This window comes from Mucilaginibacter phenanthrenivorans (genome assembly GCF_024721155.1).
Classification (GTDB): domain Bacteria; phylum Bacteroidota; class Bacteroidia; order Sphingobacteriales; family Sphingobacteriaceae; genus Mucilaginibacter; species Mucilaginibacter phenanthrenivorans.
Map to the genome: position 1 here is coordinate 271,112 of NZ_JAHVAP010000010.1, position 22,831 is coordinate 293,942.

The 22,831-nt window shown below is 42.0% G+C and carries 23 protein-coding genes; 12 read left to right on the forward strand and 11 right to left on the reverse strand.

Annotation, left to right across the window (positions count from 1 at the left end):
- Positions 1–43: 43 nt before the first annotated feature.
- On the forward strand, positions 44–1,120 hold the full coding sequence (locus KXD93_RS23280) for an SGNH/GDSL hydrolase family protein (protein WP_258139782.1): 1,077 nt from the start codon (positions 44–46) through the stop codon (positions 1,118–1,120).
- Between the two features lie 77 nt (positions 1,121–1,197).
- Here KXD93_RS23280 and KXD93_RS23285 read toward each other — a convergent pair whose 3' ends face one another.
- On the reverse strand, positions 1,198–1,773 hold the full coding sequence (locus KXD93_RS23285; protein WP_258139783.1) for a hypothetical protein: 576 nt from the start codon (positions 1,771–1,773) through the stop codon (positions 1,198–1,200).
- Between the two features lie 131 nt (positions 1,774–1,904).
- Between KXD93_RS23285 and KXD93_RS23290 the strand changes: the two genes are divergently transcribed.
- Entirely contained in the window at positions 1,905–2,600 is a 696-nt protein-coding gene (locus KXD93_RS23290) for a CoA transferase subunit A (protein ID WP_258139784.1), read from the forward strand.
- A gap of 113 nt (positions 2,601–2,713) precedes the next feature.
- Positions 2,714–3,370, forward strand: coding sequence for a 3-oxoacid CoA-transferase subunit B (locus tag KXD93_RS23295; protein ID WP_258139785.1), 657 nt, complete (start codon positions 2,714–2,716; stop codon positions 3,368–3,370).
- Positions 3,371–3,438: 68 nt separating this feature from the next.
- Here KXD93_RS23295 and KXD93_RS23300 read toward each other — a convergent pair whose 3' ends face one another.
- The 3 genes from KXD93_RS23300 to KXD93_RS23310 are packed head-to-tail and all read right to left on the reverse strand — an operon-like array spanning position 3,439 to position 5,902.
- Entirely contained in the window at positions 3,439–4,071 is a 633-nt protein-coding gene (locus tag KXD93_RS23300; RefSeq protein WP_258139786.1) for a uridine kinase family protein, read from the reverse strand.
- The gene (locus tag KXD93_RS23305; RefSeq protein ID WP_258139787.1) at positions 4,064–5,173 is read right to left on the reverse strand and encodes a LysM peptidoglycan-binding domain-containing protein; all 1,110 of its coding nucleotides are present in this window, start codon (positions 5,171–5,173) and stop codon (positions 4,064–4,066) included. The genes KXD93_RS23300 and KXD93_RS23305 overlap by 8 nt, the downstream gene beginning before the upstream one ends.
- Positions 5,174–5,194: 21 nt before the next feature.
- On the reverse strand, positions 5,195–5,902 hold the full coding sequence (locus KXD93_RS23310) for a DUF4905 domain-containing protein (RefSeq protein ID WP_258139788.1): 708 nt from the start codon (positions 5,900–5,902) through the stop codon (positions 5,195–5,197).
- A gap of 124 nt (positions 5,903–6,026) precedes the next feature.
- Between KXD93_RS23310 and KXD93_RS23315 the strand changes: the two genes are divergently transcribed.
- From KXD93_RS23315 to KXD93_RS23335, 5 genes are all read left to right on the forward strand, one after another.
- A complete protein-coding gene (locus KXD93_RS23315) occupies positions 6,027–6,506 on the forward strand; it encodes a Dps family protein (RefSeq protein WP_258139789.1) in 480 nt (159 codons plus the stop codon).
- 174 nt (positions 6,507–6,680) lie between these two features.
- Complete coding sequence (proS, locus tag KXD93_RS23320) at positions 6,681–8,153, forward strand: proline--tRNA ligase (protein ID WP_258139790.1); 1,473 nt, start codon at positions 6,681–6,683, stop codon at positions 8,151–8,153.
- Between the two features lie 214 nt (positions 8,154–8,367).
- Positions 8,368–9,513, forward strand: coding sequence for a cystathionine gamma-synthase (locus tag KXD93_RS23325; RefSeq protein WP_258139791.1), 1,146 nt, complete (start codon positions 8,368–8,370; stop codon positions 9,511–9,513).
- An 81-nt stretch (positions 9,514–9,594) separates the two neighbouring features.
- Positions 9,595–9,933, forward strand: a complete 339-nt coding sequence (locus KXD93_RS23330) for a hypothetical protein (RefSeq protein ID WP_258139792.1) — start codon at positions 9,595–9,597, stop codon at positions 9,931–9,933.
- Between the two features lie 43 nt (positions 9,934–9,976).
- On the forward strand, positions 9,977–10,810 hold the full coding sequence (locus KXD93_RS23335) for a TIGR02757 family protein (protein WP_258139793.1): 834 nt from the start codon (positions 9,977–9,979) through the stop codon (positions 10,808–10,810).
- Between the two features lie 78 nt (positions 10,811–10,888).
- Here KXD93_RS23335 and KXD93_RS23340 read toward each other — a convergent pair whose 3' ends face one another.
- From KXD93_RS23340 to KXD93_RS23355, 5 genes are all read right to left on the reverse strand, one after another.
- Positions 10,889–11,527, reverse strand: a complete 639-nt coding sequence (locus KXD93_RS23340; RefSeq protein WP_258139794.1) for a DUF4412 domain-containing protein — start codon at positions 11,525–11,527, stop codon at positions 10,889–10,891.
- Between the two features lie 74 nt (positions 11,528–11,601).
- Positions 11,602–13,701: a ComEC/Rec2 family competence protein gene (locus tag KXD93_RS23345; protein WP_258139795.1), complete on the reverse strand. Its 2,100-nt coding sequence runs from the start codon at positions 13,699–13,701 to the stop codon at positions 11,602–11,604.
- Positions 13,702–13,733: 32 nt separating this feature from the next.
- Positions 13,734–14,069 (reverse strand): MerR family transcriptional regulator, encoded by a 336-nt coding sequence (locus tag KXD93_RS23350; RefSeq protein WP_258139796.1) that lies wholly within the window; start codon positions 14,067–14,069, stop codon positions 13,734–13,736.
- A gap of 60 nt (positions 14,070–14,129) precedes the next feature.
- Positions 14,130–14,420 carry a type II toxin-antitoxin system RelE/ParE family toxin gene (locus KXD93_RS30660; RefSeq protein ID WP_373417372.1) on the reverse strand — a complete coding sequence of 97 codons (291 nt, stop codon included), beginning with the start codon at positions 14,418–14,420 and terminating at the stop codon, positions 14,130–14,132.
- Positions 14,413–14,631 carry an addiction module protein gene (locus tag KXD93_RS23355; RefSeq protein WP_258139797.1) on the reverse strand — a complete coding sequence of 73 codons (219 nt, stop codon included), beginning with the start codon at positions 14,629–14,631 and terminating at the stop codon, positions 14,413–14,415. Before KXD93_RS23355 ends, KXD93_RS30660 begins: the two co-directional genes overlap by 8 nt.
- Positions 14,632–14,758: 127 nt before the next feature.
- Between KXD93_RS23355 and alaS the strand changes: the two genes are divergently transcribed.
- A complete protein-coding gene (gene alaS, locus KXD93_RS23360) occupies positions 14,759–17,602 on the forward strand; it encodes an alanine--tRNA ligase (RefSeq protein ID WP_258139798.1) in 2,844 nt (947 codons plus the stop codon).
- A gap of 306 nt (positions 17,603–17,908) precedes the next feature.
- Here alaS and KXD93_RS23365 read toward each other — a convergent pair whose 3' ends face one another.
- Entirely contained in the window at positions 17,909–18,517 is a 609-nt protein-coding gene (locus KXD93_RS23365) for a hypothetical protein (RefSeq protein WP_258139799.1), read from the reverse strand.
- A 140-nt stretch (positions 18,518–18,657) separates the two neighbouring features.
- On the opposite strand from KXD93_RS23365, the gene gatB reads away from it, so the two are divergent.
- From gatB to KXD93_RS23380, 3 genes are all read left to right on the forward strand, one after another.
- Positions 18,658–20,127, forward strand: coding sequence for an Asp-tRNA(Asn)/Glu-tRNA(Gln) amidotransferase subunit GatB (gene gatB / locus KXD93_RS23370; RefSeq protein ID WP_258139800.1), 1,470 nt, complete (start codon positions 18,658–18,660; stop codon positions 20,125–20,127).
- An 83-nt stretch (positions 20,128–20,210) separates the two neighbouring features.
- A complete protein-coding gene (locus tag KXD93_RS23375) occupies positions 20,211–21,353 on the forward strand; it encodes a redoxin domain-containing protein (protein ID WP_258139801.1) in 1,143 nt (380 codons plus the stop codon).
- A gap of 76 nt (positions 21,354–21,429) precedes the next feature.
- Complete coding sequence (locus KXD93_RS23380) at positions 21,430–22,122, forward strand: response regulator transcription factor (protein WP_258139802.1); 693 nt, start codon at positions 21,430–21,432, stop codon at positions 22,120–22,122.
- A gap of 77 nt (positions 22,123–22,199) precedes the next feature.
- Here the strand turns inward: KXD93_RS23380 and KXD93_RS23385 are convergent, their stop codons facing one another.
- On the reverse strand, positions 22,200–22,685 hold the full coding sequence (locus KXD93_RS23385) for a hypothetical protein (RefSeq protein ID WP_258139803.1): 486 nt from the start codon (positions 22,683–22,685) through the stop codon (positions 22,200–22,202).
- Positions 22,686–22,831 lie beyond the last annotated feature (146 nt).

The window sequence follows — 22,831 nt, forward strand, 5'->3', positions numbered from 1 at the left end:
CAAGAGGGCGTCGCCGTTAAGGGATTTTAAGGATTTTATAGATATGAAGACCAAATTTTGGATTTGTTTAGTTGCTATCTTAGTTAGCCTCAACTGTGTTGGACAAAAAATTGTAAAGTTCAATGATCCACATATTCGGTATTCCGGCCGGATTGCCATTTTGGATACCGCTGCTCAGCTTTCCTGGTCTGCAAATTCTATAAGAATAAACTTTACAGGTACAAGCGTAAGTGCAACGCTAAAGGACGAACGAAGCGACAATAACTATAATATCATAGTTGACGGCAAGATCCTAAGTGTTTTTCACCCGGAAGCTGCAAAAAAAGAGTATGTGCTTGCATCTGGGTTGTCCGCAGGCAAACACACACTTGAAATATTTAAGCGTACCGAATGGGCTATGGGCAAAACCTGGTTTTACCAGTTTAAGCTGGATAAAGGCGGGAAATTTTTGTCGGCGCCTACAGTTGGTAAACATAAAATCGAATATTTTGGAGATTCTATCACCTGTGGATATGCCGATGAAGATACTACAGGGCAGGATAGGGGCACTAGTCCGTTCGAGAATGGTTATCTGAGCTATGCGGCATTAACGGCGAGGCACTATAATGCCGAATTTTATAGCACTTCAAAAAGCGGGATTGGCATAACTATTAGTTGGTTTCCTTTGGTAATGTCGGAAATGTACGACCGGTTGGACGCAACTGATCCGAACAGCAAATGGGATTTTTCAAAGTATACGCCCGACCTGGTAATTATCAACCTGTTTCAAAACGATTCCTGGCTGGTAAAAATGCCGGACAACGAGCAATTTAAGGCAAAGTTTGGCACAACCCCACCAACACCGGAGTTTATTATTAACGCCTACCAAAGCTTTGTAAAAAGTGTAAGGGCTAAATATCCCAAGGCCCAAATCCTATGTATTCTTGGTAGTATGGACGCAACCAAAGCCGGTTCGCCGTGGCCCGGGTATATTGAAAAGGCTGTTGCCGGGTTAAATGATAAAAAGATATATACTCATTTTATCCCTTACAAAAACACAAACGGACATCCCAGTGTTAAAGAACAGCAGCTTATGGCTAACGATCTGATCGCGTTTATAGATAAGACAATTTCCTGGTGATGGGGAAAGTCCGAAAGTCAGTAAAGACAGAAAGATTAAATGTAGTTCATTTCAGTTTTTATTGACTTCCCGACTATTTACGATTCTACATGATCATTTCCGCCTTCAACATCCTCGCCAACTTTTTGTTGATCGGATAATTCATTTGGTCCGGGAATATTCGGCTCGTTTTCATTATCGGCGGTTCCTTCCTGGTAACCATCAGCTCCTTTGTGAGGCTTGTCATTTTCACCATTGCCGCGTTCAACAGGATCAGGTTTCGGCTCGGCGTCGCTCAAATTTGCATAGGGCTGTGCCTTTGCATAGTTTGGTTCGCCATCCTGTTCTTTTGGTTTAAAGTTATTGCTTTCTGTGTGTTCTTCTAATGGCTCGGTACGGGCGAAATATGCATTGGAATAGCCTGCGTTTTGTGAAGGATTATTTTTATCATCTCCGGCAGGAGTATTGCTGTTTTTTCCAAAACTCTGACCTCCCATTGGCTGCCCTTCCTTTACCGGCTTCATGTTGTTTTCACTTTTGCCATAAAGATTTCTTTCCAGGTTTTTTTCGTCCAGGTTCTCATCGTCTTCAACACGCCAGGCGTTTGGTTTAGCAGTGGGTTTACCTGAGTTATCGTCCCAGTTATCCAGGTGTTTGTTTTTGTCGAATTCCATAAGTTTGCTTGTTGATGTATAAATAATTACGCCTCAGCGTTGTAATTGTTTTGAATTTTATTTATCGATATACAATTGTCCATCATCTATGGGCAAAAAAGAACTAATTTTGCCCCAACCAATTATACAACATGAATAAAACAGTTAGCGGCGCTGACGAGGCTATCCGGGATATTGAGGACGGCATGATCTTGATGATGGGTGGGTTCGGCATGAGCGGGCTGCCAGAAAATTGCATAGCGGCTTTAGTGAAAAAGGGAGTAAAGGATTTAACCTGCATCTCCAATAATGCAGGTGTTGATGATTTTGGCATCGGCCTAATGTTAAAGCAACGCCAGGTAAAAAAAATGATCTCATCATACGTGGGGGAAAACGCAGAATTTGAGCGCCAGTTATTAAGCGGCGAACTTGAAGTTGAACTAATTCCACAGGGTACGCTTGCCACCCGCTGCATGGCGGCGGGATACGGAATGCCGGCAATTTTCACCCCTGCGGGAATAGGAACAGAAGTCGCTATTGGTAAGGAAGTAAGAAACTTCAACGGTAAGGATTATTTAATGGAGATGGCCTTTGAAGCGGACTTTGCCATAGTAAAAGCCTGGAAGGGCGATACCATGGGGAATTTAGTTTACCGTGCCACTGCCCGTAATTTTAATGCAGTTATGGCCATGGCCGGTAAAATTACCATCGCGGAAGTAGAGGAACTGGTAGAACCCGGGGAAATTGACCCGGATCATGTTCATACACCCGGGATTTACGTACACCGGATTTTTCAGGGGAAAAACTACGAAAAGCGCATTGAACAACGTACAGTGCGTAAAAAATAGACACCTTGTCATTGTGAGCGATAGCGCGGCAATCTCGTAGCTCTGCATAGCGAATATGCATAGCTACGAGGTTGCTTCGTCGTTCCTGCTCGCAATGACATAAAGAAGAAGTTATGTTAGACAAAGAAGGAATAGCAAAACGAATTGCTAAGGAAATAAAGGACGGATATTACGTAAATCTTGGCATCGGGATCCCGACGCTGGTTGCTAATTACATCCCGGAGAATATAGATGTGGTTTTACAATCTGAAAACGGATTGCTGGGCATGGGCCCTTTTCCGTTCGAGGGCGAAGAGGATGCAGATATTATTAACGCAGGCAAACAAACCATTACCATGTTGCCCGGCTCTGCGGTGTTTGATTCGGCGATGAGCTTTGGGATGATCAGGGCAAAAAAGGTGAACCTAACGATACTGGGCGCCATGGAAGTTTCAGAAAACGGCGACATTGCCAATTGGAAAATTCCTGGTAAAATGGTTAAGGGAATGGGCGGCGCCATGGATCTGGTGGCATCGGCAGAGAATATAATTGTTGCCATGCAGCATGTGAACAAAGCAGGCGAATCAAAGCTGCTACCAAATTGTACGTTGCCTTTAACCGGCGTAAACTGCGTTAAGAAAATCGTGACAGAACTGGCCGTGCTTGATGTATTACCTGAAGGAGGATTTAAACTTTTAGAGCGTGCTCCCGGTGTAAGCGTTGAAGAAATTAAAAAAGCTACTGCCGGAAAGTTGATTATTGAGGGCGAAGTGCCGGAGATGGTTATTTAGTTCATAGCTGATAGTTCATGGTAGCTGTCATTTTCGACTATGAACCATCAACTATGATCCATGAACCGCTACAACAAGCGCTCCCTTAAATCCTTCGAAATTTCCTCCGTTACGCAAATAATATCTTCAGCCTTGTGACTGTTATTTACGATTACCTTATCGCATTCGTCCTTATAAGGCAGCAGGAACTCTTTGTAGGCAGGCTGCACATGGTTTGCCCATCTGTACATCACATCCTCGTGCGAATAACCGCGTTCCAGTAAGTCTCGTTTAAGGCGGCGTTGCAGGGCTATATCATCATCAGCCTCAATGAAGATCTTCAGGTCAAGTGTTTCGGAGATCTTTTTAAAATGGAGGATGAATAAGCCTTCAACAATTATGATGGGCGCAGATTTTATCTCCAGCATTTTGGGGATGGCATCGGCATTATTAAAGGTGTATTCCTTTTTTAGAATCGTTTTGCCGTTTAGCAGGCTGTCAATGTCTGCCTCAAAATGGTCATGATCAATAGTAGAAGGAAGATCGAAGTTATAAAGCGCAATTTCCTCCTTGGTCATGTTATCAGCCACAGAAAAATAGTAGTCATCCTGCGATACAAGGCATACCTCATCCGCAGAAAAATGCTCGAGAAAACACTTCAAAAAAAAAGTTTTGCCGGAGCCGCTTCCCCCGGCAATACCCATTATATATGGTTTATTCATTCGGACTACCGTAGCTGATGTTTACATGGAAGCGTTTGTCTAAAGCGCCTAACGAATCGGCAACATTTTTTGTCATCACGATGATGCAATCCTTAGTTGATTCGCTATCTGTAAAACGGCCAACCACCTTTGCAAAGGTTGTACGATTTGTCATTGGGTTAGTAATTTTTATAACGGTACCGATAGGAGCCGTGCGGTGTAATACCAGTTTTTTATTCGGATCGAGACTTGGGTCATCTATCCAGGTAGCTACACCTTTTTCATTCTTTTCGTAGATGCCAAATTTATTTGCGTTCAAATGGCGTTCAGCTAATGCACTGCTATCTTTTGAAATTGCCGTACCTAAGTTTGAATCACGTTTTGCCACAACTTGTTGCACCTGGTTAATTACTGCCTGTTGCGGGGCTGGTTGTTGCGGCGTTGATGTCGCAGGCCTAACCAACAAAATCTGACCCGGAGAAAGGTTTGTCGACGTTAAATTGTTCAGCTTGGTAATGTTATCTACATTGGTGTTAAACCTCTTCGCTATTGAATATAACGTTTCACCTGCTGATACTTTATATTGGGTTGGTGGCGTAGTGTCCTGTGGCGGAGTAGGTGTGGGCTGTTGAACAACTGGTTGCTGTGCAACCGGCGGTTGCACTGGTGGCTGGGTTGTTGCAGCCTGTTGCTCCTCACGGGGGGCAGGTTCTTCGGTAGCTTCTTTTTTATGATGCTTTTTCTCTGCGAGGGCTTCTTTTTCCTCACGCGCCAGCCTGGCTTTTTTCTCCTTCTTGGTTTCCTTAGCTGGTTTGTCAGCTATCGCTTCCTTTTCCTTCGATTTTGATTTTCCTTTTTTGAAGGGCTGATCAGTAGGAACTTCTACTATTTTACCTATGGAAAGGGTTTGCTTTTTACTTCCGTTAAACTTCATTAAAACTTCGGCCTTGATGTTGTACCGATGGCCGATGGAATAATAAGTATCGCCGGCTTTAACCTTAAACAGTATCATTTTTTTGCCGTCGTTGTTTTTTACACCTATCGAATCAATTAATGGATTTGCAAATAATGATGCGGAAAACGTAAACAACGAGAGGGTTAACAAAAGAATCTTAAATTTCATAATTAACTTTGAGTCAATAATTTATAGGGACAAAACTTTTAGTTCGGTCTTGTTTTTTATGTAAATTAAATGGTTTTTATGCAATATAAACGCCTCCGGCTGAATTTTTTGTATATCTGAGTTTAATAAATCTTCATAAACTTTATCAGTTCCATCAAACAGATATAGCATTTGCACCAGCAAGCCCGCTTTTAACGCGTGCAAAGATACAATTCTAAAATTATTGTAATCAAGATAATGCACCCAATTTCCGTAAGGGTGTACGGTAATCAGATCGGCGGGCAAATTCTCGGCACTTAGTTGTTCAGGCACGCTGATATTATTTTCGGCATCCTTATAAACATATGGCTCATAGATTCGGGTTGTTGCTCCGGTTTTAATATCAGCCAAAAACAATTTGCGCGGTTGCGAACGGGTGTCATAAACAATTGGCCCGTTTGCTGTTAAATGATCAAAAGCATAGTTGAAGTTGTTCCATAGGGTTGCGCCGGTAAATGCATCGATAGCCAGCAAGCCTTTATGCGTTGGCCCGGATTCCGACTGGTAATAGTGAATAAGCAAAACCCCATCATAAGCCGCTTCTATCCCGGTGAGCCACCGTTCGGGGGTAGTATAATCCTTGAAATATACTTTGCCGCTTACCAGGTCTATCGACCCAAAACAAACATTTTTCTCTTCATTATTTCTTATTTCAACAAAAAGCGTGTCTGTGATATTATCGATTTCCATGCGCCAAATTGTGCCTGCAAAATTTTCGTTTATATGTGGCGATAGTGTCATATTAGCTGCAAATATGAAGATAAATAAGCAGGGGTGCGTATTTTTGTACACACTTATCAAAAACACAAATACAATGAAAGCAGACAAAATAAGTCTTAAGGAATCGAAGGAAAAACCGGTAGTGGATCATTTAAATGAGCTGCTGGCCAATTACCATATTTATTACCAAAAGGTGCGTGGCTGCCACTGGAATGTAAAGGGCAAAAGCTTTTTTACCCTGCATGTAAAATTCGAGGAGCTTTACACCGAGGCACTTACCAATATCGACGAACTTGCTGAAAGGGTACTGACTTTAGGCAAACCACCATACAGTACTTTCGACGACTATATCAAAAAGTCGAAAATAAAGGAAATTGATACCATTGGGTTAAAGGATACCACAATGGTTAAGGCTATTATTGACGATATAGCCACTCTAATTAAATTAGAACGTGAGATCCTGGAGATAACCGCTGAAGCTGGTGACGACGGTACCAACGATATGATCAACCGTTTTATGCAGTTCAAAGAAAAGAACACCTGGATGCTTCGGTCATTTGTTGATGAAGACTAACGTTAGTTGATTAGAGACCGGAGATTAGAGATTAGTTGGTTCTATTGACTATGAGAAATACAGCCTTGTTATTTAACAAGGCTTTTTGCATTAAAATCCATTAATCCTATAAATCTTATAAATCTTAGTTTAAATTTGACCTCTTTATAAATTCAAAACTATTACAAAAATTATATGAGCAAAGGGGTTGTAAGTAAGGAAGAAGATTATTCGCAATGGTATAACGACCTGGTGATTAAAGCCGACATGGCCGAATATTCGCCGGTTAAAGGTTGCATGATCATTAAACCTTACGGTTATTCGATTTGGGAAAAAATGCAGGCAGTGCTTGACGGTATGTTTAAGGAAACCGGTCACGTTAATGCTTATTTCCCCATGATGATACCAAAGTCGTTTTTTTCAAAGGAAGCAAGTCACGTTGAGGGTTTTGCCAAGGAATGCGCTGTTGTTACCCATTACAGGTTGAAAAATGATGGCAACGGTAATATTGTTGTTGATGAGGACGCAAAGCTGGAAGAAGAACTGATTCTCCGCCCGACATCTGAAACTATTATATGGAATACCTATAGGGGCTGGATCCAGTCGTACCGCGATTTGCCGATATTGGTTAACCAATGGGCCAATGTGGTTCGCTGGGAAATGCGTACCCGTTTGTTTTTACGTACTACGGAGTTTTTATGGCAGGAGGGACACACCGCCCATGCAACTGCTGACGAGGCAATTGCCGAAACTGAACAGATGCTTAACGTTTACGCTGATTTTGTTGAAAACTGGTTGGCACTACCGGTATACCGCGGAAAGAAAACTGCCAATGAACGCTTTGCAGGTGCCCTGGATACCTATTGCATTGAGGCTTTAATGCAGGACGGAAAGGCTTTGCAAGCAGGAACATCACACTTTTTAGGCCAGAATTTCGCTAAGGCGTTTGACGTGAAGTTTACCAATAAGGAAAATAAACTTGATTATGTTTGGGCCACATCCTGGGGGGTATCAACCCGTTTGATTGGTGCGCTGATCATGGCCCATTCAGATGATGCGGGTTTGGTATTACCACCAAAATTGGCGCCTATCCAGGTTGTTGTTGTGCCGATTTATAAGCACCAGGAGGAACTCGATAATATTTCGGTCTTTGTAAAAGAACTGACTAAAGAATTAAAGGCCAAAGGTATTTCTGTGAAATTTGACAACCGCGATACGCATCGCCCGGGAGCAAAGTTTGCTGAATATGAATTAAAGGGTGTTCCATTGCGTGTGGCAATCGGTAGCCGCGATATGCAAAACGGAACCGTTGAGCTTGCCCGCCGCGATACCAAAACAAAGGAAACAGTTAACCAGGAAGGATTAGGTACCCATATCGAAGCCCTGCTGGAAGAAATCCAAAAGAATATCTATCAAAAGGCATTCAGCTTCCGTGCAGAGAATACAACCGAAGTTGACACCTATGATGAATTTAAACGCATGCTTGACGAGCAGCCTGGGTTTTTACTCGCACATTGGGATGGTACACCGGAAACCGAGCAAAGGATAAAGGATGAGACAAAGGCTACTATCCGATGCATTCCTTTGGATAACAAGCAGGAAGAAGGGAAATGTATTTTGACAGGCAAGCCATCAACGCAGAGGGTAGTATTTGCAAGGGCGTATTAATTTAAACTTTGTCATTGCGAGCGAGGAACGAGCGCGGCAACCTCGTCCTTATATATCACGAACTATGCATAGCGCTGGTGCATAGCGACGAGGTTGCTTCGTTCCTCGCAATGACAAAGTTTGAGAGAATTTGCAGGCATGATCAATATTGAAAGTTGATAAATCACTGCATCTTTCCTACCATGATCTATGAACCATTAACTATGAATCACACATGAAATTCGCGACTAAGGCCATTCACGCAGGACAAGAGCCTGATCCATCAACCGGTGCAGTGATGACACCGATATACCAGACATCAACCTACTGGCAGAAATCGCCGGGGGACAATAAGGGTTTTGAGTACTCACGTGGGACCAACCCAACCCGCAAGGCATTGGAAAACTGCCTGGCTGCATTGGAAAACGCGCAATTCGGTCTTGCTTTTTCAAGTGGGATGGGCGCTACGGACGCGGTAATGAAACTGCTTAAGCCTGGCGATGAGGTTATCACCGGCAATGATCTTTACGGCGGTTCATACCGCATGTTCACCAAGATCTTTTCCAACTACGGTATTAAGTTCCATTTCCTGAACCTTTCCAACCCGGAGATCATCAGGGAGTATGCCAATGAAAATACAAAGCTGATCTGGATAGAGACGCCGACTAATCCTACCATGCAAATTGTTGACATCGCTGCGATTGCCAAGATCAGCAAGGAGAAAAATATCCTGCTTACTGTTGATAATACCTTTGCATCGCCTTACCTGCAAAACCCGATAGATCTGGGTGCTGATATTGTAATGCATTCGGTAACCAAATATATTGGTGGCCATAGTGATGTGGTTATGGGCGCGTTAATGCTGAACGATGAGGAACTATATAAAAGGCTTTGGTTTATCTATAACGCCTGCGGTGCAACACCGGGCCCTATGGATAGTTTTTTAGTGCTGCGCGGTATTAAAACCCTGCACCTGCGCATGAAGGCGCATTGCGAAAATGGTAGAATTATAGCTGAGTTTTTAAAAACACATCCCAAGGTGGAGAAGATCTACTGGCCGGGCTTTACCGATCACCCAAATCACGAAGTTGCCAAAAAACAAATGCGCGATTTCGGCGGGATGATCTCAATAGTATTAAAAGGCGCTGATTTGCAGGAAACCTATCGCGTAGCATCTTCCTTTAAAGTATTTGCGCTGGCTGAATCACTGGGTGGTGTAGAATCGTTGATCAATCACCCGGTAAGCATGACGCATGGGTCTATCCCGAAGGAAGAGCGTGAGAAAGTTGGCGTGGTTGATAACCTGCTGCGGTTAAGCGTAGGGGTTGAGGATGTTGAGGATTTGCTGGACGATTTGAAGCAGGCTTTGGGCTCTGTGTAACGTTATGGTGAAAATGTTTTGTTGTATTAAACCTATTCGCTTAAGCGGCATCTATGTAAATACAACCAAAACACAAAACACATGATCAAGAACATCAAATTATCAGTATTTGTATTATTAGCAATTATTACGTTTACGTCTTGCTCGGCATATAATCTTGCTGTAGACAGGTCTAAAAGCGTAAACCTGACTTCCATAAAATTAGGGATGAGTAAGGAGGAAGTACAGGCACAATTGAAAAAGAAGCCGGATAATATTGTCGCCACAAAAAACTACCCCGAAACCAACACAATGGTACAAGTAGTGCAATACAGTGAATGGAATGGCGATAAAAAACTCGAAAGCTACTGGCTCTATTTTGTAAATGATAAGCTCGATAAATGGGAAACAGCTTCCAGGGAACATCAGCCCTGGATATAAGTGTGCCCCCTAAGCCCCCTAAAGGGGGGATGAATAATTCGCTATGTTAGAATTTGATCTTCAAAAACTTTCCCTTCAGGGGGCTGGGGAGCTTCAAGCTTTTCTCGACTCGAAAGTACTTCAATACAATCAACCCGATTTTATAAAGAATGATCCTGTTTCCATACCGCACATGTTTACCAGGCGGCAGGATATCGAGATCATGGGGTTATGGGCGGCTGTGCTTGCCTGGGGGCAAAGGGTAACTATAATCAACAAGTGTAAGGAACTCATTACCCTGATGGATGGCGCTCCTTATGATTTCATTATCAATCATCAGGAAGTCGACCTTAAAAAGCTGCTCCACTTTAAGCACCGCACGTTTAACGATATAGATACTTTGTACTTTATATCCTTCTTTCGGTATCATTATGAAAATAATGAATCGCTGGAATCGGCGTTTTTGCCCAAGCCCCCCAGCCCCCTGAAGGGGGAGCAAAAGTTAAATGATGAAGAGGCTATCGAGAAATATTTGAATTATTTCAGAAGCTATTTCTTTTCATTACCTGATTTTCCGAATCGTACCAAAAAACACATTTCGTCACCATCGCAAAAATCAACCTGTAAGCGGTTGAATATGTTTTTGCGCTGGATGGTGCGCAAGGATAATTGCGGTGTTGATTTTGGGATCTGGAATCATATCAAGCCGTCGGAATTAATAGTTCCGTGTGATTTGCATGTCGACCGTGTAGCCCGCAAGCTTAACCTCATCACCCGTAAACAAACCGATTGGCAAACTGCGATTGAGCTAACCCAAAGGTTAAGGGAGTTTGACCTAATTGATCCCGTTAAGTATGATTTTGCTTTGTTCGGATTGGGGATAGATGAGAAGTTTTAAATTATAAATTTGTTTTTTCACAAGAAAAGCCTGCCGATTGGCAAGCTTTCTTATTATTTTGTTGGCGTTAACAGTTGATCAACCGCCACCTAAAGCTTTCAAATCATCAAGGGTGATCTTTTCAAAGTCGGATGTAATGGTAAATGTGTTGGCAGGTGCCTTGCCTTCTGCAATTCCTGTAACAGTTACGTTGGCCGACTGACCCTGGCTAAATGAAGTATATTGAATTGGTGTACCACCTACGTTTGCATAATATGAAGCTATTGCACCTGCAGGGAGGGTTACGTCGTTAGTGATCCAAACATCGAATTTAGCTCCTTTGGCATCGGTAGCTATAACTTTTTTGCAATTGAACCCAGAGATCTGTTTGGTTTCAGTTGTTGGCGCAAAAGTGAATTTTGGGTCCTGCGACTGCATTTCTTCAATTTCAGCGGGGCTTGCAATAGCGGCTTTCTTAATTGAAGCTACAGGAACGTCGACCAAAATAGCCACATATGTGTTTTTGGTGTTTTTTAATATTTTGATTGATGCAGGGCCTTGTGTGAACGCCAATGCAAGCGAATCAGCAGTAAAATAGCCTTTTGCTTCAACCGGCTGGCCGCGCATATCGGTGGTTAGCGAGATAACCCCCTGCGTGTATGTTTTTTGTGCGCTCGCACTTAGGGTGGCTGCGGTAAGGGCTATGCCCAGTGCAACGTTAAAAAATTTGATATTCATTTTATAGGATTGATTTTTAATACAATTTAGATGTTTATTAACTCTGATGCAAATTTTGTTTTTCTTTTATTGTTTTAATTAGATACAGTGCTAAACGAAATGTTACGTTTCAGGATCTTATAATTTGTGTTTTTGTTTCCTGCCGCACTTTTCAAACGGTCAATGTAGGCGTCGCAGTTACTACCGTCAGCTATAAATGTTTGATAATCAAAAGTATTATTAATGACGGCTAATGTCGTATGTGGATTGCCTGTTATGTAAATATAATTAGTTTTTATTTTCTCAGCAAGATTTTCCACCTCAGGCTGGCTGTTTAAGATAAACATGCGAAGGTTTAAAAACTGGATCAATCCGCCCTGCTTCATTATCCACGGCGTTTTAATATTCTGATTAACGGCAAGTAAGCGGCTATGGCTAACCTGGCAACTATCCAAATAGGGTTGTATGGAATATCTGTAAGTCTTGTCGGTATCCTTTAGATCAGTAAGTATAACGGCTTTACCTCCATCCTTAAAAATAATTGCTTTGTGCTTATTAACATTCAGGCAGGCAATATTGCTTAAGTGCTCCATGTCAATCCGCTTCAGGCTAATGCTGATACTTAAGATTAGTATTGCAGCAACACCAACTTTTAAAAATATCGTTGCTCTGTTGTACAAAAAATAAAACAGGCAAATAATTATCGTATACAGCAACAGATACTCCGTGGTAGTTACCCATATTTTAGCTATGGATGCAAATGGGAGGTGCTCAATCCATGTTAGAAACCTGTTCATCACCAGGATGGTTTGTTCAAACACCCAGGCAATTGTTTTTGATACAAACGGTATTTGCGGCAGCAGCAGGTAAACGATGCCCGAAAGCATGATGATTTCTGTAGGGATAATGATGAACAGATTGCTTACCAAAAAGTAGACCGGGAACTGGTGAAAGTAAAAAGCACTCAACGGGAAGGTGATAACCTGCGCGGCTATAGAAATCGAACAGGCTTTCCACAACTTATCAGCCCATTTGTTTTGAAGATCGAGCCACTGGTACACCATAGGCTGAAATACGATCAACCCGAAAACTGCAAGGTAGGAGAGCTGAAAGCCAACGTCAACAATATAAAGCGGATTGTACAGTAACAGCCCAAAGGCTGATAACGCAAGGATATTTAATGTGTTGATATAGCGATTATAAGTTTTTCCGATCACCACCATGCTGATCATCACAGCCGCCCGGCAAACCGCCGGCGAAAAACCTGTAAGGAGCGAATAATACCAGATAACAGCTATTATAATGATGGCTTTGATCAGCCGGCCATATTTAAACCTGTTTAAAAAGCCAAGCGCAAAGGATAAGAATATATAAAATACAGCTACGTGTGCACCAGAAACAGACAGCACATGCACTGTCCCGGTTTTGGAATAAGCCTGTAAAATATCATTGCTTAAATCGGCCTTATAGCCAAGTACCAGGGTTGAGGCTACTGCAATAGCGTTGGTATCACGCATATTGCGTTTTAGCTTCGCGATGAAGTATTGCCTTAAATGCAGGGAATAGCTGATAACCGGGTTGCCATTTCCGCTTGATACTACGTTATATTGCTTGGGAAACAAAAACTCCTGGTAGTAAATATTCTGATTAGCCAGGTATCGTTTATAATTAAACTCAGCCGGGTTAAATGGTTGGTTTACAATGGTATATTTTGTCGGAATAATTAATTCGTCGCCATAATACAAATGACTTGCAGTATCCTTAAGCGTAACAAGCAAGGTGCCGCTGGATGAAGTTGTTTTGTTGTTACTCACCGTTGCCTCAACATCCGCTGTAAACCGTAACCAGCCGTTTTTAAGGATAGGTTCATTATTGATTTTCACAACCAGTTGCTGTGCCTTTGCCCTTGAAAAATGATCCTTGTTGTTTGTCTCTTTATTTTGGATAACACGGATATAGCCGGAAGTAAATAGAATTGCTGCAATCAATAGTCCGCCAAGCCATCGGGATTTATATAGCTTTAATTTGCTGTAGGTTATATTAAAAACGATAAAGAAAAGAGTGAAAATAACAAACGCGGCAATAAACCAATTAAAGCTAATTGCCGGATGTAAATTAATAGCAAAGCCAATACCGGCGATAAAGGGAAGTAAGTAGATAAGGAAGGGGATCTCACCCTTGTGGCTGGCTATCATATTTGGAATAAAGATAGCAGTTCAATCAATAATTACAATTGGTCACGTACCTCAATCAGGAATTTTTTCAGGCTTTCCAATGAGCTGATCACGCGATGGCTGTCCTTGGTATCGGCCATATTATTTTTTAGATATTCTTTTGCCCCGTTGAGGGTATAGCCTTTATCTCGGATGAGACTAAAGATGATCTTCAGATTTTCGATGTCCTCGGGGGTAAAGTAACGGTTGCCTTTTTTATTTTTTTTAGGCTGCAAAACGTCAAACTCCTTTTCGTAAAATCTTATAAGCGATTGGTTTACGTCGAAAAGGATGGCTACCTCACCCATGGTGTAGTACATCTTGCTGATTTCCCGTTCTTTATATGGCATATGCAAATGTAATTGTTTAATTGGAATTTCGGAATTCGGATGTTCGATTTCGGAATTAAATCAGAAATATTTTGGACTGCGACTGGTATGAAAAATAGATGTAACGTAAACTACGCGATTTATTTCGTCAATCCAGTAAATGATAAGAAAAGGAAATTTGTTTAATGACGCAGCCCGCAGTTCTTCCGAATACCTTATCTGAAATAGGTACGGATTGTTTTCTATTAAAGTTAGATAATACTTGATCTCTTTATAAAACCTATTACCTAATGACGTTAATTGTTCTTCGTACCAATCATAAGCATTGGCTAATTCTTTTTCAGCTTCAGTTAGTAATTCAACTTCAAACACCTTCGTATCTCGTTTTTATTTCATTCCATGGACGAGATGTTGTTTTGCCAGCAAGAAAATCAGCTTTACGTCGAACCATTTCTTTTACCTGATCATCAGTTAAAATATAATCGTCACTCTCACTTCTATAGTGATAACTCAAACTGTCTAAAAAAGCAATTAATACTTTTTTTTCCTGATCGCTTTGAATATCAATTTTCAAGGTTTCCATAAACAAATTTAATCTTTATCCGCTCAATTTACAATATGGTGCCTATTTTATCCCGCGCCATCATGAAATCTTTAAATCCTTTAATCATGGTTCAGACAATTTCGGACTAATAATTACCTTTGCACTCATGACAGCTACTCAAATTCGTCAGGCTTTTCTTGATTTTTTTGCATCAAAGGGGCACACCATCGTTCCTTCGGCGCCTATTGTTATTAAAAACGACCCTACGCTGATGTTCACCAACGCGGGGATGAACCAGTTTAAATCGCTTTTTTTGGGCGAGGAAGCTCCTAAGTTTCCGCGTGTGGCCGATACGCAGCGGTGTTTGCGGGTATCCGGCAAGCACAACGATTTGGAAGAAGTAGGTATAGATACCTATCACCATACCATGTTCGAGATGCTGGGTAACTGGAGTTTTGGCGACTACTTTAAAAAGGAAGCCATTGCCTGGAGCTGGGAACTGCTGACTGATGTTTATGGAATAGACAAGAACCGCCTGTACGTTACCTACTTTGAGGGTGACGAAAAAGAAGGCCTGGAAAAAGATACCGAGACTTACGATTTCTGGAAAGCTTATGTTGATGAAGCAAACATCCTCCCAGGAAACAAGAAGGATAATTTTTGGGAAATGGGTGAGACCGGCCCATGCGGACCTTGTTCTGAAGTTCACTATGATAACCGCCCGGATAGCGAACGCGCTTTAGTTAATGGTGCAACCCTTGTAAATGCCGATCACGACCAGGTGATTGAGATCTGGAATAACGTATTCATGCAGTTCAACAGGCTGAAGGGCGGCTCGTTACAAACATTGCCTGCTAAGCATGTGGATACGGGGATGGGCTTTGAACGATTAGTTAGGGTGCTGCAGGGAAAGACATCGAATTATGATTCGGATGTTTTTCAACCGATGATCAGTTTTATTGCTGAAAAAAGCGGCAAACAATATAATAGCGCTGCCAAACCGGGCGAAGAAGGCTGGAACGAGGCGGTTGCAATGCGTGTACTGGCAGACCATATCCGTGCCATTAGTTTTGCAATTGCCGACGGACAGCTGCCATCAAATAATAAAGCCGGCTATGTGATCCGTCGTATTTTACGCAGAGCGGTTAGATACAGCTATCAATATTTAGGTTTTAAGGAGCCGTTTTTAAACCAGTTGGTGCCGTTACTGGCAGAGCAGTTTAAAGGTGTGTTTGATAATTTGTACGACCAGAAGGATTTTGTGCAGAAGGTGATTTTGGAGGAGGAGATCAGCTTTTTGAGGACATTGGAAAAGGGAATCAGACTTTTTAACTATGAGCGTGAGCTAATGGAGAAGTTTAAACTCAAAATAGATACATACCACTCCGGCATTGAATGGGATCGGGCAAGTGTCACATCCTCCACAATACAATTTTTAAAAAGCACTTTTTCTTCGGATTCAAAACAAGCCTATAGTGATACTGAATTAGAAAGAATTAATGAGTTTAGCCGAAATTCTGACACTGATGATTTATTCTTTGAGAGGCTTAATGGTTTTTTAAAAACTATTAGAGGTAGTGTCGCTTTTGAATTATATGATACGTATGGGTTCCCTATAGATCTAATCGAGTTATTAGCAACGGAGCAGGGTTGGACGGTTGATATAAATGGCTTCGAAAAAGCTTTGCAGGAACAAAAGACCCGTTCACGCGCCGCTGGTACTATCGATACCGGCGATTGGGTAGTCCTAAAAGAAGACGACTCTGTTGAATTCACCGGCTACGACGAAACTGAAAGTGTTGCCCATATTGTAAAATACCGCAAGGTAAAAGCCAAAGGAACGGAGCAATACCAGATCGTACTGGATAAAACACCGTTCTATGCTGAAAGCGGCGGACAGGTGGGTGATAAGGGTGAATTGGTCTTCCCGGATGGCGAGATCATTTACGTAACCGATACCAAGAAGGAGAACGGCCTGATCGTTCATTTTACGGATAAATTGCCGGAGGATCTGGACGATGCTTTAACAGCCATTGTTGATCCTGCTTTGCGCAATCGCACCAATAGTAACCACAGTGCTACGCATTTATTGCATGCGGCAATGAAGCAGGTATTGGGCTCGCATGTAAATCAAAAGGGTTCATTAGTGAATCCCGATTATTTACGTTTCGACTTTTCGCACTTTGCTAAAGTAACCGATGATGAGCTGGCGCAGATAGAAGCGATAGTAAATCAAAAAGTACGTGAAAATATCCCGCTTAAAGAGGAGCGGAGCGTTGTTTATGCCGAGGCGATCAACATGGGTGTAACTGCGTTATTCGGTGAAAAATACGGTGAGTATGTGCGGGTGATCACATTCGACGACGAATTCAGCAAGGAGCTTTGTGGCGGTACACACGTTAAGGCTACCGGGCAGATCGGTTTTTTCAAAATTGTAAGTGAAAGCGCGGTTGCTGCCGGGGTCCGTCGTATTGAGGCCATTACCGGTGTGGGCGCTGAAGATTACATCATTGGACAAAATAAGCTGGTTCAGCAGTTAAAGGAACTTTTGAAAAATCCGAAGGATATCTCAAAAAGCGTAGAAAGCTTATTGGATGAAAACTCGAAGCTGAAAAAAGAGATCGAGAAATCGGTATTGGAGAAATCAGCAGGTTTGAAAAATGAGCTGGCTCAAAAAGCCGAACAGATAGGCGGCGTTAATTTCATCGCCCAAAAAGTTCAACTACCGAACGCTGATGCCATTAAAAACTTAGCTTACCAGTTGAAGGATATCGTATCAGACCTGTTCCTGGTATTAGCTGCTGATATAGACGGCAAACCATCATTAACTGTGATGATCGCAGAAAATCTTGTTAAAGAAAAAGGCCTGAACGCCGGAACTATAGTAAGAGAGCTGGCCAAAGAAATAAAAGGCGGCGGCGGTGGTCAGCCATTTTTTGCGACTGCAGGAGGGAGCGATATCAGCGGATTGGAAAAGGCATTGGAAAAGGCGAAGAGTTTTTTAGCATAACCTGGAGTTATATATAAACAAGAAAACCGCCCATAAGGCGGTTTTCTTGTTATACTAAATTACTGACTAACGCGAGTTTTAATTATCTATAAAACTGAAACATGTTGATTATAAATAGATTACATCGATATGTTTTTAAATATAAATCTTAAAAACGCTCATTGTCAAATATTTACACTTGCTTATTGTTGGTGTAAAATGTAATAACCTTATAATGAGTATGTTTCATAGTGTTCCGGGTGTTCCATGTGTAAAAATGGAACGCTTTCCCGGCGCGAGTGACTGATTACTTTGAACTCTCGATAATTAATGATGTCCGTGCTCGCCGCCGTGGCCACCGCCACCATGATCACCACCACCGCCGTGACCGCGATCTCCACCGCCATGACCATGATCACCACCACCTTGCGGGCGTCCGCCACCATGTCCGTGATCGCCGCCGCCGTGAAACTGTCCTCTATTGTGGTCAAATCCATGTTGTCTTTCACCATAATGGTTTCCATTGTCGTGATGAGGTGCATATCTTGCACGGTAACGATCACGCATGATTCCACCGCCTCCATGACCCGTGTACCTGCCATAACTTACACGGTCGTGAGAAAAATACCGGTAAGGGTGCGGCCTGTAAACGGCCACTTTGTAACCTGTACGGATATCGTATGAGGCGTAACGCGGAGGCAATGAGGCTCTGAAAACCCATCTGCCGCCATCCATATAAACATATTGATGTGTAGGGACATAATAATAACCTTCTACATCCGGTAGGTAATAATAATTTGCGTCTGAATAATCGGCAGGCGGCGTCCAGGTGTTAACCCCAACGCTTAAGCCAACGCTAACCTGCGCTTTTGTTTCGGCACTGCTTATTGCAATTATGAAAGCTGCTGCAAGTAAGTTTAAAATGATTTTTTTCATGTTTAAGTATTTATTTGCACTGCATAAGCCAAAAGCCGTGCCGCGATGGTATTTTTTCGCATCTATATTCGCATTCATCACTATTAACTTTATATTTGAACCCTAATAAGTGATAAAAACCATCGCCGCATTTTATTTATATGACAAGTATTACCGCCGGGATTAGTGACAAATATGAATTGGTTGTCGGCTTAGAGGTTCATGCACAGTTATCAACTTTAAGCAAAATATTCTCGTCAGATTCAGCTGCCTTTGGCGGCGGACCGAACGAGCATATCAGCGCTATATCTCTAGGGCACCCCGGCACATTGCCAAGGCTTAATAAGAAAGCCGTTGAATATGCGGTAAAGATGGGTCTTGCCTGCAACTGCACCATCAATCTCCGCAACACCTTTGCACGCAAAAATTATTTTTATGCCGATTTACCCAAAGGTTACCAGATAACCCAGGATCATATGCCGATATGCTTAGGCGGCTCTGTTTTGGTGCGATTAACAGATGGTTCAACAAAAAACATAGCCATCCATCATATCCACCTGGAAGAAGATGCCGGCAAAAGCATGCACGATCAGCACCACGCCGATTCGCTTATCGACCTGAACAGGGCAGGGGTGCCGCTTATTGAAATTGTTACTGAGCCCGATATGCGCAGCGCTGAAGAAGCAGGACAATTTTTAACAGAGATCCGCAAGCTTGTCCGTTACCTTGATGTTTGCGATGGCAACATGGAGGAAGGCAGCCTGCGTTGCGATGCCAATATTTCTGTTCGATTAAAAGGCGCAACTGCTTATGGCAATCGGTGCGAGGTAAAGAACTTGAACTCAATCCGGAATGTGCAGCGAGCTATTGAGCATGAGTTTGAAAGGCAGATTAACGTTATTGAAGCAGGTGGTCACATCGATCAAAATACATTGAATTTTAATGCTGATACAGGTGAAACCTCTGTATTGCGTTCAAAGGAAATGGCCAACGACTATCGTTATTTCCCTGAGCCTGACCTTACACCTTTGGCATTAACAAAGGAATACGTAAATACTATTCAAAGCGCCATGCCGGTATTGCCGAACGCTCTTTATGATAAATATACCGATCAATTAGGATTATCAGAGTATGATGCCGGGGTTATTACCGCAGATAAGGATGTCGCCTTATACTTTGAAGCGTTAATTGCTAATACTGAAAATTCAAAAGCCGCAGCAAATTGGCTGATGGGATCTGTAAAATCATATTTAAATGATAGCAACACATCTATAACAGACTTTAAACTTAAACCTGAAACGCTGGCAGGACTGATAAAACTCGTTGATTCCGGTAAGGTAAATAACACGGTGGCGTCACAAAAACTATTCCCGGAGCTTGTTAAGAACAGCGATAAAACCGCCGCAGGACTGGCAGCTGAACTCAACCTGTTGATTACCAGTGATAATAATGACGTGAGTCGCTTTATTCAGGATGCGATCGCGAAGTATCCAGACAAGGTAATAGAATACCAAAAGGGTAAAAAGGGCGTTTTGGGCCTGTTTATGGGTGAGATCATGAAAAGCTCGAAGGGTAAGATCGATCCGCAGAAAACGAATCAACTTTTAATAAAGGAACTGGAAAGTAAATAGATATGAGATGTGAGACGTGAGATATGAGACCGAAATGGTTTTTATCTCAAATCTCACGTCTCACATCTCAAATCTATAAAAGAATGAAAAAGCATTTAATCCTAAGTATCGTTACCATTTTGTCATTAGCTGTATACTCCTGCAAAGACAAGGATGCCTTTACTATTTCGGGCGTAATTAATAATCCAGGCAGCTTAAAAACCATCTACCTGATGGAGGCTGACAGCTCTACGGTTGCTGTTATTGACTCCGTAAATCTGAGCGAGAATGGCAAGTTTCAGTTCAAGCACAAGGCACCGTACGCTAATCTTTACAAACTAAGGGTGGGAGGCAGCATATTTGATATGATCGCTAAAAATGGCGATGCCATTGATTTTAGCACTAGCTTGAATGATAATACACATGCTTACGAAGTTTCGGGATCGGACGAGTCTGGGAAAATTAAGGAGTTTAACAAGATCAGTAATTTTTATGGCGAGAAGAATGCCAAGATAACCCAGGAATACCAGGATAAGGCGCAGGCTATTGGCAAAGAATCTGATTCGCTGATAAAGATTTACCTGCCGATGTTTCAAAAAAACAGTGTGGATTACAGTAACGAGATTCTGAAGTTTGTAAATGCAAACAAAACCTCCCTGGCTGGTTTCTATGCAGCAACATCGCTTGATCCTTCAAAATATGAAGCACAAATGATTACTTACGCGGATGATATTAAGGATAACTTTAAGGATAACCCGGGCGTGCAGAAATTCATCAAAATGATGGTGAACCTAAAACCCGTTTCGGTTGGTCATAAAGCACCTGATTTTACAGTAGCTGGTATTGATGGCAAGCCAATAAAACTATCTGATTATAAAGGCAAATACGTAATGCTTGACTTTTGGGCATCATGGTGTGCGCCATGCAGGGCAGAAAACCCCAACGTGGTTAAACAGTATGCTATTTACAAACCACTTGGTTTGAATATTTTAGGGATATCGCTTGATCAGGATAAAGCCAAATGGGAGCAGGCAATTGCTGCTGATAAGCTAACTTGGAGCCACGGCTCGGACCTAAAGAATTTTGAGGGCCCTACCGAAAGGCTATTTCATGTTGAGGCCATCCCATCAAACTTCATCATCGATCCGCAGGGAATTATAGTCGCAAAGAACATAACAGGCGCCGATCTTGAAGAATTTTTAAATAAGACATTTACCAAATCTCAACAAATCGTTAAAATAAAGTAACATTTAACAATTTGTTAATGTATCTTTAACCATAAGATACATTTGCGCGCCTACTTTTACGCAAAAATTAACCTGCATGAGTAGTTCTAACAAACAGAAAATTTTGATAGTTGACGATGAGCCTGATATTTTAGAGCTTATTGAATATAACCTGAAAAAAGAGGGCTACCAGGTATTCCTGGCACGCAACGGACAGGAAGCTGTTGCCGAAGCGAAGCGTTCATTACCAGACCTTATTGTGCTGGATATAATGATGCCCAAGATGGATGGTATTGAAGCGTGCCGCATTATGCGCACCATGCCTGAGTTTAAAAATACCTTTATGGTGTTCTTAACGGCCCGCAGCGAAGAATATTCTGAAATTGCCGGCTTTAACGTTGGCGCCGATGATTATATAGCTAAGCCTATAAAGCCGCGGGCGCTTGTAAGTCGTATAAATGCCATCCTTCGTCGCAATGCCCCTGCCGAAGATGTTACTGATAACAAACTTGAAATTGGTGATTTGGTTATTGACCGCGAAGCTTATCTTGTTTTTCAAAGAGGAAACAAAGTGGTTTTAGCTAAAAAAGAGTTTGAGTTGCTTTATTTGCTGGCCTCAAAGCCCGGCAAAGTTTACACCCGCGAAGTAATCCTGAAAAATATTTGGGAAGATTCAGTAGTGGTTACCAACCGCACGATTGATGTACACATCCGCAAACTGCGCGAAAAACTTGGTGATGATTGTGTGGCTACTGTAAAAGGTGTAGGCTATAAATTTGAAGCAAGGTAGTTTAACCAAACCATCTTACAAAGCAAACGAGCCGTTCAAAACTGAACGGCTCGTTTGCTTTGTAAGATCCTGCCAGCTTAATGAGCTGCTGTTGCTTTTCTTTTTGTAGCAGTATTTTTTGCCTTTGTGGCTTTGGCTGCTACCGTCTTTTTAGCGTTAGCTACATCGGCTTTTGCTTTGGTAGTTACAGCTTTAACCTTTGTGTCCGCCTTGGCTTTTACTTCAGCCACTGCTTTTTTTGCCTTAGCAGTTTCATCCTTAGCCTTGGCATTAGCTGCGGTAACTTTTGCATCGGCTTTTGCCTTTACTGTTTTAACAGCTGCCTTAGCCTGGGTGGTGGCGTCAGCGGCTTTATTTGCAACAACACGCTTTGCGGTAGTTACCTTTTTAGCAGCTGTGGCTTTTTTGGCGGTTACCGCTTTTTTAACGTCTTCAAATTTATCTTCGGCTGCGTCTTTTATATCTTCGGCTTTTTCTTTGGTTCCATCCCAAAATTCTTCAATTGTTTCTTTTACCTTCTCGAAAAATCCCTTTTCTTCAGGTTTGGTTGTGTTTGCGCTCATTTTGTTTTTTATATTTAGATGTATGCATTTTCGATAAACAAATATTATTCCAAGCTATTTTTAAACTTAACTACAGTAAAAAGTCAGCGATTTGTATGTTATTAAGGGCATTATTCGTAGGCAGTAGCATATAATTACAGTAACCT